The sequence below is a fragment of the Pseudoduganella sp. UC29_71 genome (assembly GCF_042693265.1).
Lineage (GTDB): Bacteria > Pseudomonadota > Gammaproteobacteria > Burkholderiales > Burkholderiaceae_D > Rugamonas.
The window spans coordinates 4,387,833-4,401,884 of the sequence record NZ_CP170549.1 but is presented as its reverse complement, the minus strand read 5'-3'; the positions used below and the strand labels follow the sequence as shown (position 1 = coordinate 4,401,884).

Below are 14,052 nucleotides of genomic sequence, written 5' to 3'. Positions count from 1 at the left end.
ACGACGCCAGCCAGGCTTGCCCTGGCTGGCTACCACCCTATGCGTTTGATTACCCTTGCACTGGCAGCCTTGCTGCTGTTGATACAGTACCCGCTGTGGCTGGGGAAAGGCGGCTGGCTGCGCGTGGCCGACCTGGAAGACCAGGTTGCCGTGGCCCAGAAAAAAAATGACGAGCTGAAAAGCCGCAACGCCAAGCTCGACTCCGAAGTGCGCGACCTGAAGGACGGCACCGGCGCCGTCGAAGAACGCGCCCGCTTCGAGCTCAGCATGATCAAGCAAAACGAAATCTACATCCAGATCCTCGGCAAAGGCCAGACCCAGCCTGCGGCCGACGCCCCCACGGCCGTCCCGGCCCCGAAATAATCCCGTTACGAAGCCTGCCATGCCCCCTGCCATGAAGCCTGCTATGGCCCTGCTACGCTACACCCTGGTCCTGGCTTGCCTGCTCTTGTCCGGCGTGCTGCCGGCCGGCGCCCGCCAGCTCTCGGACGCCGAGCAGCTTGCCGCAAGGATCGGCAAGACCGTCACCTTGCTCCGCTGCGATGAACGCACCGCGCCCGCCATCATGCGGCGCGCGCTGGACTTCGGTGCGGTGCGCGCGGTCACCGCCAACGAGCACGGTGTCATGGAGCGCACAGGCGTGGCCATGCGCGTGGAGCAAGGCCAGCCCGGAGGCGGCCCGGACAACGCCGCCGGCGGCTATCTGGGCGGCGAAATCGACCTGCGCTTCAACTTCGCCAACTGGCGCTACGCCTTCGCCGTCGAGCAGGCCGAGCCTGGCGGCCCAACCACGCGCAGCCTGCAATTTTTCGATCCCAGCGGCGCCGCCGTGCACCAGCTCTACCTGACGAGCGAAGCGGCGGCAGGCGTGTTCGACAAGCTGGTGGCGGACTTCCGCGCGCCGGACCAGCGCGCACCGCTGGACTTGGCCGGGACGCCGCCGCGCGAGCAGGGCGCGCGCCCTGTGCCGGAGAACATGGTCGCGTCCCTGGCGTCGGCGGCCATGGGCCAGCTGCTGACCCAAGCGGCACAGCAGAAACTGCCCATCATGGTTTTCCTGGGGAATGGTTCGGTGACGCAGATCTTCCGCGGCGCGATCGGCTATCCCGCCGCCGAGGGCGGCTGGCTGGACGTGCAGGATGCGGGCTTCAAACTGCGCCTGCACGAGCGCGCGGTCCAGGGCGGCTATGTGCTGCAGGGCGCGGGCGTGACGTCGGTCGAGTTCTTCGACCGGGACGGCGACCCGGTGGTGAGTTTCTCTAGCGTACGCGAGCGCGCCAAGCCCGAGTCGCCGGCCTGGCTGGCGCTGCTGCGCAGCCTGCCCAAGAACTGAACCGCAGGCCGGGGACGGACCCGATGGGGTGTCCCCGGCCTTGGCCGGTGTTAATGCTTTGCTTCCCCGGCCGGGATCAACACCTCGGCCGGCGCGCTGGTGGCGAACAGCTGGGCGCAGTCCACCTTGTCGTACTCGTAGTGCTGGCCGCAGAAATCGCAGTTGATGGCCACCGTGCCTTGTTCATCGAGTACGCCTTCCACTTCTTCCTGGCCCAGCATCTTCAGCATATTGCCCACCTTCTCGCGCGTGCAGCTGCAGTGGAAGGATGGATGCACCGGGTCGAACACGCGGATGGTCTCTTCCCAGAACAGGCGCTGCATCAGCACGTCGATGGTGGTGCTGAGGATTTCTTCCTGCTTCAGCGTCGAGCCCAGGATCACCGCGCGGTTCCAGGTTTCCAGCGCCTCGTCCTGCGACAGCTGCGCCGTTTCGGCCTTGCCGCCGTGGTGCGGCAGCTTTTGCAGCAGCAGGCCGCGCGCCACGTTGTCGTCGGCCGCCAGCCACAGCTTGGTGTCCAGCTGTTCCGAACGCTGCATGTAGTTTTCAATGACGGTGGCCACGTCGTCGCCGTCCAGCGGCACGATGCCCTGGTAAGGCTGCTGGCCCGGCACCTTGTCGGCCGGATCGAGCGTGATGATGAAACGGCCCTTGCCGTGCGCGTTCAGCAGCTGCATCACGCCGGCGTCGTCGGCGATGGCCGCGTCCGGGTTCAGCTTGGCCGTGGCGCGCAGGCGCAGGTCGGCGTCGCACTCCACCACCAGCAGGCGCACCGGACCGTCGCCGTGGATCTGCATGATGATGGAGCCGTTGAACTTCAGGTTGGCCGACAGCAGGGCGGCGGCCGCCACCATTTCGCCCAGCAGGCGCTTGACCGGCGCCGGGTAGTCGTGGCGCGCCTGCACTTCGCGCCAGGTGGCCGAGATGTCGACCAGCTCGCCGCGCACGGAGGCGTTGTCGAAGATGAATTTCTGCAGGGTGTCCTGGCCGGCGGCCAGTTCTGGGGTGATGCTCATTGTTTATCCTATTTTCTTGAGTTGCGTCGTGTACTGCCGGCCGCGCTGCACGTAGCCGTCGGCCGCGCCGCGCAGCTTGGCCACGTCTTCTTCCGTCAGCGTACGCACGGCCTTGGCGGGCGAGCCGATGATGAGCTGGTGGTCCGGGAATTCCTTTCCCTCGGTGACCAGCGCGCCGGCGCCCACCAGGCAGCCCTTGCCGATCCTGGCGCCGTTCAGGATCACCGCCTGGATGCCGACCAGCGAGCCGTCGCCGATGGTGCAGCCATGCAGCATGGCCTGGTGGCCCACGGTCACGTTCTTGCCCAGGGTCATGGGGAAGCCCATGTCGGTGTGCAGCACGCTGTTTTCCTGGACGTTGCTGTTCTCGCCGATGGTGATGCGCTCGTTGTCGCCGCGTATCGTGGTGCCGAACCATACCGTGGCGTTGGCGTGCAGGGTCACTTTGCCGATCACGGTGGCCGTGTCGGCAACAAAGGCGGTAGCATCGATCTCGGGCGCGTCTTCGCCCAGTTGGTAGATGGTCATGGAAAGCCCAGATGATTGTTTGTGGAAACTGCGGAATGGCGCTATTTTACGCCTGCCAGGCATCGGCTTGCTTCAGGTTTTGCGAACGATCGTGCTAATATCGAGGCTTGCGCCCGATCCAAGGCACCCATATTGCGCTCGCTGCGCTACTTTCAAGGCTGCAATCATCATGAAACCATCCCGATCCGAATTCATCAACGTGCGCGGCAACCGCACCCATATCCGCCACTGGGGCAGGGAAGGGGCGCCCAAGATCTTCATGGTGCATGGCTGGATGGACGTGTCGGCCTCGTTCCAGTTCGTGGTGGACGCGCTGCAGGGCGACTGGCACGTGATCGCGCCGGACTGGCGCGGCTTCGGCCTGACCGAGCGCCCGCGCGTGGATACCTACTGGTTTGTCGACTACCTGGGCGACCTGGACGCCATCCTGCGCCACTACCAGCCGGACAGCCCGGTCAACCTGCTGGGTCACAGCATGGGCGGCAACGTGGTGGGCCTGTACGCCGGCGCGCGGCCCGAGCGCATCCGCCGCCTGATCAACCTGGAGGGCTTCGGCATGAAGTCCACCACGCCGGACCAGGCGCCGGGGCGCTACGCCAAGTGGATGGACGAGCTGCTGGAGCCGCAGGAAATGCGCGGCTACGCCGACCTGGGCGAGGTGGCCAGACGCTTGCAGAAGACCAATCCGCGCCTGTCGGACGAGCGCGCCGCCTTCCTGGCGAGCCACTGGGCCGGGCAGAACGACCAGGGCGAGTGGGAAATCCTGGGCGACCCGGCGCACAAGCGCATCAATCCGCTGCTGTACCATGTGGAGGAGGTGATGGCGTGCTGGCGCGCGATCACGGCGCCGGTGCTGTGGGTGGAGGCCGAGCACACCAATATGTGGCTGTGGATGGGGCCGAAGGAGGAGGCGCGCGTGGAGATTGACCGCCGCCTGGGGCACCTGGCCAACGTCACCGCCAAGATGATGGACAACGCGGGGCATATGCTGCACCACGATCAGCCGGAGCAGCTGGCCGCGATGCTGGAGCAGTTCCTGGCCTAAGCCGTAACCCGCCGCCGCAGCGTACAATAAGGTTTCTATTAGCCCGAACAATACACTCCGCATGAATGTAGATTTGCACTGCCATTCCAACGTTTCCGACGGCGTGCTGCCGCCGGCCAAGGTCGCCAAGGTGGCGCGCGAGGCCGGAGTGGACGCGTGGGCGCTGACCGACCATGACGAGGTGGGCGGCATTCCTGCTGCGCGCGCCGCCGCCGCCGAGCAGGGCATGCGCTTTGTCACCGGCGTGGAAATCTCCATCACCTGGGCCGGCGAGACGGTGCACATCGTCGGCCTGCAGATCGACGAGAACAATGCCGCCCTGGTGCAGGGCCTGGAGCAGACCCGCTCGGGGCGCGACAGCCGCGGCCGCGAGATCGCCGCCCAGCTGGCCAAGGCGGGCATTCCGGACGCCTACGAAGGCGCGCTGAAATACGTCTCCAACCCGAATCTGATGTCGCGCACCCACTTCGCGCGCTACATCGTCGAGATCGGCGCCTGCCGCAACACGTCGGAAGTGTTCAAGAAATACCTGTGCGAGGGCAAGCCCGGCTATGTGGAGCACCGCTGGGCCACCCTGGAGCAGTCGGTGCAGTGGATACGCGGCGCGGGCGGCATTGCCGTCATCGCGCACCCGGGCCGCTACAAGTTCAGCGACACCGCCGAAGGCGTGCTGTTCGACGAGTTCAAGCAAATGGGCGGCGCCGCCATCGAGGTGGTCACCGGCAGCCATACGCCGGACCAGTACCCGGAATACGCGCGCCTGGCCAATGCCTATGGCTTCCTGGCCTCGCGCGGCACGGATTTCCACGCGCCCGGCGAGGCGCGGGTGGACTTCAAGCTGCTGCCGCCGCTGCCGGGCAATGTGACCCCGGTCTGGCACGACTGGTTCTAGGTCCGCGCTAAGCACTTGCAATTCCGGCTACCCGGCCATATCTTATGCTCGGGTAACTCTGCGGAGAAAGCAATATGAAACGTATCGTCCTCTTTATCGCCACCAACCTGGCCGTGATGCTGGTGTTGTCGCTGGTCCTGTCGCTGCTCGGCATCGGCCGTCCCACTGCGGGCGGACAGCTGCAGATGGGTACTTTGCTGGCGTTTTCGCTGGTGGTGGGCTTCACCGGCTCCATCATCTCCCTGCTGATCAGCAAGCCGATGGCCAAGTGGAGCACCGGCGCCCGCGTGATCGACGCGCCGGCCAACTCCACCGAGCAGTGGCTGGTGGCCACCGTGCGCCAGCTGGCCGAGCGCGCCGGCATCGGCATGCCGGAAGTGGCCGTGTACGACGGCGAACCGAACGCCTTCGCCACCGGCGCCTTCAAGAACTCGGCCCTGGTGGCCGTCTCCACCGGCCTGCTGCAGTCGATGAACCGCGACGAAGTGGAAGCCGTGCTGGGCCACGAGGTGGCCCACATCGCCAACGGCGACATGGTGACCATGACCCTGATCCAGGGCGTGGTGAACACCTTTGTGGTGTTCCTGGCCCGCATCGTGGGCTTCTTTGTCGACAATATGCTGCGCAGCAAGGACGACGAGCGCAGCAGCGGCAACGGCATCGGCTACATGGTGACCGTGTTCGTGTGCGAAATCGTGTTCGGCCTGCTGGCCTCCATCATCGTGGCCTGGTTCTCGCGCCAGCGCGAGTTCCGCGCCGACGCCGGCTCGGCCCAACTGCTGGGCAGCAGCGTGCCGATGCAGCACGCACTGGCCCGCCTGGGCGGCCTGGAGCCGGGCGCGCTGCCGCAGAACATGGCCGCTTCCGGCATCACCGGCGGCGGCGGCTGGTCCGCGCTGTTCTCGACCCACCCGCCGATGGAGCAGCGCATCGCGGCCCTGCAGCAACTGCCGCGCTAAGCCGACATGAGCCAATACTTCCAGATCCATCCGGTCAATCCGCAGCTGCGCCTGATCAAGCAGGCGGCGCAGATCATCCACGGCGGCGGCATCGTCGCGCTGCCGACGGATTCCTGCTACGCGCTGGTGTGCCACCTGGACGACAAGGGCGCGGTGGAGCGCCTGCGCCGCATCCGCGGCATCGACGAGAAGCATCACCTGACCCTGCTGTGCCGCGACCTGAGCGAGATCGGCGTGTACGCCCGCGTGGACAACAAGCAGTTCCGCCTGCTCAAGGCGGCCACGCCGGGGCCGTTCACCTTCATTCTGGAAGCCACGCGTTGCGTGCCGCGCCGCCTGAGCCATCCCTCGCGCAAGACCATCGGCCTGCGCGTGCCGGAGAACAGCATCGTCGAGATGCTGCTGGCCGAGCTGCAGCAGCCGCTGCTGGGCACCACCCTGATCCTGCCGGGCGACGACGAGCCGCTGACCGACCCCGAAATGGTGCGCGAGCGCCTGGAAAAGCAGGTCGACCTGATTGTCGACGGCGGCGCCTGCAGCTTCGAACCGACCACCGTCATCGACCTGAGCGGCGCGGAACCGGAACTGGTGCGCCAGGGCCGGGGCGACCCCGCCGTGCTGGGCCTGTAAGCGGCTGCCACCCTTCCCATTCCCCCACGCTCCAGGCCGCTCATCCCGGTCTGGTAGAATTTACCCATGACCGATTTCAACCAAGTAATCCAGACCATCGCCGTCTACGCGATTCCCGTCCTGTTTGCCATCTCCCTGCATGAAGCCGCCCACGGCTACGTGGCGCGCTATTTCGGCGACACCACGGCCGAGCAGCAGGGCCGCCTGAGCCTCAATCCCATCCACCACATCGACTGGTTCGGCACCGTGCTGCTGCCCATCATGCTGGCACTGAGCCCGCTGCACATGGCGTTCGGCTACGCCAAGCCGGTGCCGGTGGACTACAGCCGCCTGCGCAATCCCAAGAAGCAGATGGGCTTCGTGGCCGCCGCCGGCCCGGCCGCCAACTTCGCCATGGGCCTGGCCTGGACCATCGCGCTGGTGCTGATGTACCGCCTGGACGTGCATGAGCCCTTCCTGATCGAAATGGGCAAGGCCGGCATGCTGACCAATGCCGTCATGTGCGTGTTCAACCTGATTCCGGTGCCGCCGCTGGACGGCGGCCGCATCGTGACGGCTTTGCTGCCGAACGACCTGGCGTACAAATTTGCTAAGATAGAGCGCTATGGCCCGTATGTGTTCATCGGCCTGCTGGTGCTGATGTACACCGGCATCCTGAGCCCCATCCTGGCTGTCATGGTGCAGGCCTGCCACTCGCTGTTCATCACGCTGGTGCTGCCGCTTCGAATGTTGCTGGGCTAACTTGTATGTATCCCGATCGCGTCGTTTCCGGTATGCGCCCCACGGGCGCCATGCACCTGGGCCACTACCACGGTGCGCTGACCAACTGGGTCAAAATGCAGGCCGAGCTGCCCTGCCTGTTCTTCGTGGCCGACTGGCACGCGCTCACCACCCATTACGACGATCCCGAGCTGATCGAACGCAGCACCTGGGACATGCTGGTGGACTGGCTGGCGGCCGGCATCGACCCGTCGCAGGCCACGCTGTTCATCCAGTCGCGCGTGCCCGAGCATGCCGAGCTGCACCTGCTGCTGTCCATGGCCACGCCGCTGGGCTGGCTGGAGCGCGTGCCGACCTACAAGGACCAGATCGAGAACCTGGCTTCGAAAGACCTGGCAACGTACGGCTTCCTCGGCTATCCGCTGCTGCAGGCGGCGGACGTGCTGATCTACCGCGCGTCCGAGGTGCCGGTGGGCGAAGACCAGGTGCCGCACATCGAGATGATGCGCGAGATTGCGCGCCGTTTTAATCACTTGTACGGCAAAGAAAAAGGTTTCGAGCAGAAGGCGCAGGACGCGGTGAAAAAGCTGGGCAGCAAGCGCGCCAAGCTGTACAACGAGCTGCGCACGCAATACCAGCGCGATGGCGACGACGAGGCGCTGGAGCAGGCCAAGGCCATGCTGGACGATGCCCACAGTCTGTCGATGATAGACCGCGAACGCCTGTTCGGCTACCTGGAGGGCAGCCGCAAGCTGATCCTGGTGGAGCCGCAGGCCAAGCTGACCGCCTCCGGCCGCCTGCCGGGGCTGGACGGCCGCAAGATGTCCAAGAGTTACGGCAACACCATCGCGCTGCGCGAGGACAAGGACGCCGTGACCAAGAAGGTGCGCACCATGCCGACCGACCCGGCGCGCGTGCGCCGCAGCGACCCGGGCGACCCGGCGCGCTGCCCGGTATGGCAGTTCCACCAGGTCTATTCAGACAACGCCACCCAGGAATGGGTGGTCAAGGGCTGCCAGTCGGCCGGCATCGGCTGCATCGAGTGCAAGCAGCCGGTGATCGACGCCATCATCAAGGAGCAGGAGCCGATGCACGAGCGTGCCCAGCCCTATCTGGACGACCCCTCGCTGGTGCGCGCCATCGTTGCCGACGGCAACGACGTGGCCCGCAAACTGGCGCAAGAAACCATGCGCGATGTGCGCGAAGCAATGGGACTTTCCTATACATGAGTGAACAAGTTTCTTCCTGGGTGCAGCGTTTTGCGCCCCTGGTTCCGGGCGGCGAAGTGCTGGACCTGGCCTGCGGCACCGGCCGCCATGCGCGCCACATGGTGACCCTGGGCCATTCGGTGGTGGCGGTGGACCAGAACGCCGATTCGCTGGCGGCCGCCGCCGGCGACGGCATCGTCACGTCGCAGATTGACCTGGAGGCGGACGGCGCGGTGTGGCCGTTCGGCCCGGACCGTTTTGCCGGCATTCTGGTGACAAACTACTTGCACCGGCCGCTCATTGCGGACATGCTGGGGAGCCTGGCGCCGAACGGCGTGCTGATTTACGAAACCTTCGCGGACGGCAATGCGGAATTCGGCAAGCCGTCCAATCCGGCCTTCCTGCTGGCGCCGGGCGAGCTGCTGGAATGGGCCGCCAGGCATGAGCTGCGCGTGATCGCTTTCGAGGATGGCCGGGTGGAATCTCCAAAACCTGCTCTGGTGCAACGCATCTGCGCGGTGAAGCCGGAATTCCCGCGCGTTGCCGCGCTCTTGCCGTCCGATTGATGACGATTTCAGCGCAATTTAATATAGGATACTGTTCCGGGAAGCACCACAGACCCGGCCTATCGTCTACAATCGTTGTTTTAATTTCTTACTGTTTTGGTTAACTATGATTAAGGGCAGCATAGTAGCAATTGTCACCCCGATGCACGCAGACGGCAGTCTGGACTATCCGGGTTTGAACAAGCTGATCGATTGGCACATCGCCGAAGGTACGGACGGCATCGTCATCGTCGGCACCACCGGCGAATCGGCCACCGTGAGCGTTGAGGAGCACTGCGCCCTGGTCAAGGCCACCGTGGAGCACGCCAAGGGCCGCATCCCCGTCATCGCCGGCGCCGGCGGCAATTCGACCGCCGAGGCGATCGAACTGACCCGCTACGCCAAGGATGCGGGCGCGGACGCCGTGCTGCAGGTTGTGCCGTACTACAACCGTCCTACCCAGGAAGGCATGTACCAGCACTTCAAGGCCATCGCCGAAGCAGTAGACATTCCCGTAATCCTGTACAACGTGCCGGGCCGCACCGTGGCCGACATGTCGAACGAGACCATCGTGCGCCTGGCTGCCATCAAGAACATCATCGGCGTGAAAGACGCCACCGGCAACATCGGCCGCGGCCTGGACCTGCTGCGCCTGGCGCCGAAGGAATTCGCCGTCTATTCCGGCGATGATCCGACCGCAGTGGCCCTGATGCTGGCCGGCGGCAAAGGCAATATCTCGGTGACCGCCAACGTGGCCCCGCGCGCCATGCACGACATGTGCAAGGCCGCCATGGAAGGCGATATCGCCAAGGCCATCGAGATCAACAACAAGGTCTTCCCGCTGCACCAGAAGCTGTTTGTCGAGCCGAACCCGGTGCCTGTGAAATGGGCGCTGGCTGAAATGGGCATGATGCCTGCCGGCATACGCCTGCCGCTGGTGCCGCTGGCAGCCGAGTACCATGAGACCGTGCGCGGCGCGCTGCGCGAAGCCGGCCTGATCAACTAAGCCCCGTAAAACATGACTATTCGCAAGACAGCATCCATTACCCCGCAGCGCGGCCTGGGCTTAGCCGCCATTGCAGCCATGACCGTGACCCTGACCGGCTGCGGCATGATCAGCTCGGTCGTCGGCAATGACAAGGTCGACTACAAGTCGGCCAAGAAGGCCAGCACCCTGGACGTACCGCCGGATTTGACGCAATTGCAGGCGGATAACCGCTATTCGCTGCCGGACAGTACCCGTGGCGTGGCCACCGCATCGAGCTACCAGGCGCAGCGCGCCGGCGGCGGCGTGGCGGCGGCACCGGCCGGCGGCGGCAACCAGGTGGCGTCCACCGGCACCGACAGCGTGAAAGTCATGCGCGCTGGCAATCAGCGCTGGCTGGTGGTCAAGCAGACCCCGGAACAGCTGTGGCCGCAACTGAAGAACTTCTGGGAAGAGTCCGGTTTCACGCTGGCCGTGAACGAGCCCAAGGCCGGCATCCTGGAAACCGAATGGAACGAGAACCGCGCCAAGATCCCGCAGGATTTCGTGCGCAACACCATCGGCAAGGTATTCGATTCGCTGTATTCGAGCGGCGAGCGCGACAAATTCCGCACCCGCCTGGAGCGCCTGCCGGACGGCAGCACCGAGATCTACATCAGCCACCGCGGCGCCGAGGAAGTCATCACCGGCGCCCAGAAGGAAACCACGATGTGGACCGCGCGCCCGAACGACCCCAACCTGGAAGCGCTGTTCATCGCCAAGCTGATGACCAAGCTGGGCGGCGACAAGGATGAAGCCTCCGCGCGCACCGCCGTGGACGGCGCCATCGTGCAGCCGCAGCACGCCACCCTCAAGGGTACGGGCGCAGCGCGCCTGGTGGAAGTGGACGAGGGCTTCGACCGCGCCTGGCGCCGTGTCGGCCTGGCGCTGGACCGCGCCGGCTTCACCGTGGAAGACCGCGACCGCGTGCAAGGCATCTACTTCGTCCGCTATGTGGACCAGGACGCCGGCACCACCAAGGGCTTCTTCTCCAAGCTGTTCAGCTGGGGCTCGTCCGAGAAGGACAAGGAAGCGCAGCGCTACCGGGTGGCCGTCAAGGCCGGCGCGTCCGGCTCGACCAGCGACGTGACCGTGCTGAGCAACGACGGCAAGCCGGAAACCAGCGCCACCGGCGAGAAGATCCTGACCCTGCTGCACGAACAGCTGAAATAAGTTGTTACAATAAAAAAACCGGCTGCGGCCGGTTTTTTTACGCCCGGACCGCCGGCGCGGCTGGCGACAGACAAAAAAAAACCGGCCGAAGCCGGTTTTTCTTTTCCAACTGACTGATTACTTCGCAGCAGCGGATGCAGCAGCCGAAGCAGCCGAAGCAGCAGCCGAAGCAGCCGAAGCGGCAGCCGAAGCGGCGGTAGCGGCAGCAGCAGCAGCGTCAGCGGCTGGAGCAGCAGCTGGAGCGGCAGCGTCAGCAGCTGGAGCAGCTGGAGCTGGTGCTGGAGCAGCAACTTCTGGGGTTGCTACTGGAGCAGCAGGAGCTTCTTCTTTTTTGGAGCAAGCAGCCAGAGCAACAGCCAGCAGGGAGGCGATCAGCAGGGATTTTTTCATGGGTTTTCCTTAATTAATTCAAAAAATAAACAACAATGTTGCGATGAATAATTACCGGTAATTATCGCTCATTAGGGCGTCTTCGTAGGCCTTTCGTACCAAATGGTGCCTGCCAGACAACGGAAACTTCCTAACCGAATATTATAGCGATTTTTGGTGCGTCGCAATAGCATACAAGGCCGAAATCGCAACTATTTTGCGATAACGCAATAAATTGCTTCCTCGGCCATTTGCCTGCATTGGCAGCCATTACCGGCATACCTGTCGAACAGCAGCATTCTACATTGATAAAGCCTAGAGTCCAGTAGTGTCCGCACTCAAGCCGGGCACGGACTCGGCCCATATTCCCGTGAAACGCTCGCTGCAGACTTGCGTATCGGGTGCTGAATCATACACCGCTTCGCCGCGGAAGTGGTCCGAATGATAACGGCGTACCAGGTGTAACTGGTCGGCGATGCAGAAAGAGTCGGTCAACAGGCGCAGCGCCGGGCTGCTGCGGCGGCATTCGATGGCGTGGCTGTAATCGCGCAGCAGGCGCAGGAAGCGGGGCGCGTGGCGCTCCAGTTCCGCATGGCTGTGCGCGATCAGCGCCAGTTTGCCGTGGTTGGCAAGGAAATGGCGCAATAAGCCGTCCATTTCGCTGCTGCCCAGTTCCCAGATCGCGAAATCCGGGTCGAATACCTGCAAGGTCAGCCTGGCCCTGGAAATGCAGACCCGCAATTGCTCCTGGAATCCCGCGCGGGTATCGAAGGGCTGGATCTGCTTTTCCATGGTGGGCTCCTTATTTGCCGTCGGCCAGTTCCAGCCAGCCGTCCGCATACCAGGCGTACAGCGCGTCGATCACATCGTCGGATGCCGCGTCCAATGCGGCCGGGGCCAGCGCGCGGTCGTTGGCCAGCGCCACCAGCGCGGCCTTGTCGGCGCGGCCGATGGCGAACGATTCGCCGTTGATGAAGACGTGCGTGCCGCGGTAGAGCATCTGCGACTTGGCCGACAGCACCACGCCGCCTTTCTTGGCGGCGGCCTGCAGGAAGCGCTCCAGGGTCAGCGGCTTGTCCGGCGCGGTGAAGAACACATTGTGCTTGGGTTCGGACAGGTACTCGCCGAGGAAGATGGTGATGTCGTCCTCGGTGAAGCGCACCTTGTTCAGCTCGTCGATCACCGTGTCCAGCATGTGGCGCGGGATTTCGGCCGGCTTGGCGGTCGCTTCCAGTTCCGGGTCGGCGTAGCGGCCCGGCAGGTCGATGGAGTCCGCCATCCATTGCAGGAAGTTCTCGCCCAGTTCCTGGAAGGAGGGCGAGCGGAAGCCGATCGAGTAGGTCTGGCAGTCGCCGACGGCGGTGCCGTCGTGCGCGTAGTGCGGCGGCAGGTAGAGCATGTCGCCCGGCTCCAGCACGAACTCTTCCTCGGCCTGGAAGTCGGCCAGGATTTTCAGCGGCAGGCCTTCGATCAGGCTCAGATCCTTCTGCGCGCTGATGCGCCAGCGGCGCTGGCCCTGCGCCTGCAGCAGGAACACATCGTAGGAATCGAAGTGCGGGCCGACGCCGCCGCCATCGGTGGCAAAGCTCACCATCAGGTCGTCCAGGCGCGCGTCCGGGATAAAGCGGAACTGGCGCAGCAGGGCGTCGGCGCGGGCGTCGAACAGGTTTACGCCCTGCACCAGCATGGTCCATTCCTTGTCGTCGCGCGCGGGCAGCGCCGCCAGGGGACCGTGCTGCATGTCCCAGTTGCCGTCCACCTTGGTGATCAGGCGGGATTCGACGTAATTCTTGGTGGCCAGCTCGGCCAGCGCGTCCACCGTCAGCAGCGGCGTGAAGCCGGGGATGGCTTGACGGATCAGTAATGGTTTCTTGTGCCAGTAGTCGCGCAGGAATTGCGCGGGCGTGATATCGCCCAGGAGAGGTAATTTTTTCATGCGCCATTATACCAAGCACGCGGATGGGGGAATTCGGGGCAGGGTATAATCTGCCAGCTTAAATCTGAAAGGGAGCCATATGAAGATCGCCAAGAACACCGTCGTGACCGTGAACTACAAACTGTCCGACGCGCAGAACAACCTCATCGAAGACGGTCGCCAGCCTATGGTCTACCTGCACGGCGGGTACGAAAACACTCTGCCGAAAATCGAAGAAGAACTGGACGGCAAAGAGACCGGCTACGCGTCCACCATCCAGATCGAACCGGAAGACGCATTCGGCGACTACGACGCCAGCCTGGTCAAGGTTGAGCCGCGCAATCGCCTGCCGGAGCCGCTGGAAGTGGGCATGCAGTTCGAAGGCATGCCGGACGGCGACGAAGGCGAAGAAGAAGCCATGATTTTCACCGTGACCGAAATCGCCGACGACAAGGTCGTCCTGGACGGCAACCACCCGCTGGCCGGCATGGCCCTGCGCTTTGAACTGGAAGTGGTGGACGTTCGCGCCGCCACCGACGAAGAAATCGCGCACGAACACGTGCACGGCGCACATGGCCACCACCATGGTGAAGAAGATGACGGCGATGAGGGCGACGAGTTCCGCTCGCACCCGATTCACTAAGCCGCATCCGGCGGGTTACGGCGTGCCGCCTAACCCGCCCTACGCGGAGCGG

General features: G+C 64.4%; 17 protein-coding genes. 12 read left to right on the top strand and 5 right to left on the bottom strand.

Features of this window, described 5'->3' with window-relative positions; translation table 11 throughout:
- Nucleotides 1–39 precede the first annotated feature (39 nt).
- Both ftsB and ACFJI2_RS19510 read left to right on the top strand, forming a co-directional pair.
- Complete coding sequence (gene ftsB, locus ACFJI2_RS19515; RefSeq protein ID WP_377701495.1) at nt 40–363, top strand: cell division protein FtsB; 324 nt, start codon at nt 40–42, stop codon at nt 361–363.
- Between the two features lie 43 nt (nt 364–406).
- Nucleotides 407–1,333, top strand: coding sequence for a ChuX/HutX family heme-like substrate-binding protein (locus ACFJI2_RS19510; protein ID WP_377701494.1), 927 nt, complete (start codon nt 407–409; stop codon nt 1,331–1,333).
- 50 nt (nt 1,334–1,383) lie between these two features.
- On the opposite strand, the gene hslO is transcribed toward ACFJI2_RS19510, so the two are convergent.
- Both hslO and ACFJI2_RS19500 read right to left on the bottom strand, forming a co-directional pair.
- The gene (gene hslO / locus ACFJI2_RS19505) at nt 1,384–2,349 is read right to left on the bottom strand and encodes an Hsp33 family molecular chaperone HslO (RefSeq protein WP_377701493.1); all 966 of its coding nucleotides are present in this window, start codon (nt 2,347–2,349) and stop codon (nt 1,384–1,386) included.
- A 3-nt stretch (nt 2,350–2,352) separates the two neighbouring features.
- Nucleotides 2,353–2,877: a gamma carbonic anhydrase family protein gene (locus ACFJI2_RS19500; protein ID WP_377701492.1), complete on the bottom strand. Its 525-nt coding sequence runs from the start codon at nt 2,875–2,877 to the stop codon at nt 2,353–2,355.
- Between the two features lie 169 nt (nt 2,878–3,046).
- Here ACFJI2_RS19500 and ACFJI2_RS19495 point away from each other — a divergent pair, with 169 nt between their 5' ends.
- The 9 genes from ACFJI2_RS19495 to bamC all read left to right on the top strand — a co-directional run bounded on the left by ACFJI2_RS19495 (nt 3,047) and on the right by bamC (nt 11,073).
- Nucleotides 3,047–3,922 (top strand): alpha/beta fold hydrolase, encoded by an 876-nt coding sequence (locus tag ACFJI2_RS19495; RefSeq protein ID WP_377701491.1) that lies wholly within the window; start codon nt 3,047–3,049, stop codon nt 3,920–3,922.
- 61 nt (nt 3,923–3,983) lie between these two features.
- On the top strand, nt 3,984–4,814 hold the full coding sequence (locus ACFJI2_RS19490; RefSeq protein WP_377701490.1) for a 3',5'-nucleoside bisphosphate phosphatase: 831 nt from the start codon (nt 3,984–3,986) through the stop codon (nt 4,812–4,814).
- A gap of 74 nt (nt 4,815–4,888) precedes the next feature.
- Nucleotides 4,889–5,773, top strand: coding sequence for a protease HtpX (gene htpX / locus ACFJI2_RS19485; RefSeq protein ID WP_107872553.1), 885 nt, complete (start codon nt 4,889–4,891; stop codon nt 5,771–5,773).
- Between the two features lie 6 nt (nt 5,774–5,779).
- Nucleotides 5,780–6,403, top strand: coding sequence for an L-threonylcarbamoyladenylate synthase (locus ACFJI2_RS19480; RefSeq protein WP_377701489.1), 624 nt, complete (start codon nt 5,780–5,782; stop codon nt 6,401–6,403).
- Between the two features lie 66 nt (nt 6,404–6,469).
- On the top strand, nt 6,470–7,144 hold the full coding sequence (locus ACFJI2_RS19475) for a site-2 protease family protein (protein ID WP_377701488.1): 675 nt from the start codon (nt 6,470–6,472) through the stop codon (nt 7,142–7,144).
- A gap of 5 nt (nt 7,145–7,149) precedes the next feature.
- Nucleotides 7,150–8,352: a tryptophan--tRNA ligase gene (locus tag ACFJI2_RS19470; protein WP_377701487.1), complete on the top strand. Its 1,203-nt coding sequence runs from the start codon at nt 7,150–7,152 to the stop codon at nt 8,350–8,352.
- Entirely contained in the window at nt 8,349–8,897 is a 549-nt protein-coding gene (locus ACFJI2_RS19465) for a class I SAM-dependent methyltransferase (protein ID WP_377701486.1), read from the top strand. The genes ACFJI2_RS19470 and ACFJI2_RS19465 overlap by 4 nt, the downstream gene beginning before the upstream one ends.
- Nucleotides 8,898–9,003: 106 nt before the next feature.
- Nucleotides 9,004–9,882, top strand: a complete 879-nt coding sequence (gene dapA / locus ACFJI2_RS19460; protein ID WP_107872543.1) for a 4-hydroxy-tetrahydrodipicolinate synthase — start codon at nt 9,004–9,006, stop codon at nt 9,880–9,882.
- 12 nt (nt 9,883–9,894) lie between these two features.
- On the top strand, nt 9,895–11,073 hold the full coding sequence (gene bamC, locus ACFJI2_RS19455; protein WP_377701485.1) for an outer membrane protein assembly factor BamC: 1,179 nt from the start codon (nt 9,895–9,897) through the stop codon (nt 11,071–11,073).
- Between the two features lie 117 nt (nt 11,074–11,190).
- Here bamC and ACFJI2_RS19450 read toward each other — a convergent pair whose 3' ends face one another.
- From ACFJI2_RS19450 to ACFJI2_RS19440, 3 genes are all read right to left on the bottom strand, one after another.
- Nucleotides 11,191–11,463, bottom strand: coding sequence for a hypothetical protein (locus ACFJI2_RS19450; protein ID WP_082616395.1), 273 nt, complete (start codon nt 11,461–11,463; stop codon nt 11,191–11,193).
- A gap of 294 nt (nt 11,464–11,757) precedes the next feature.
- The gene (locus ACFJI2_RS19445; RefSeq protein ID WP_377701484.1) at nt 11,758–12,234 is read right to left on the bottom strand and encodes a hypothetical protein; all 477 of its coding nucleotides are present in this window, start codon (nt 12,232–12,234) and stop codon (nt 11,758–11,760) included.
- A gap of 10 nt (nt 12,235–12,244) precedes the next feature.
- Nucleotides 12,245–13,378 (bottom strand): JmjC domain-containing protein, encoded by a 1,134-nt coding sequence (locus ACFJI2_RS19440; protein ID WP_377701483.1) that lies wholly within the window; start codon nt 13,376–13,378, stop codon nt 12,245–12,247.
- A gap of 79 nt (nt 13,379–13,457) precedes the next feature.
- Between ACFJI2_RS19440 and ACFJI2_RS19435 the strand changes: the two genes are divergently transcribed.
- A complete protein-coding gene (locus ACFJI2_RS19435) occupies nt 13,458–14,000 on the top strand; it encodes a peptidylprolyl isomerase (RefSeq protein WP_377701482.1) in 543 nt (180 codons plus the stop codon).
- Nucleotides 14,001–14,052 lie beyond the last annotated feature (52 nt).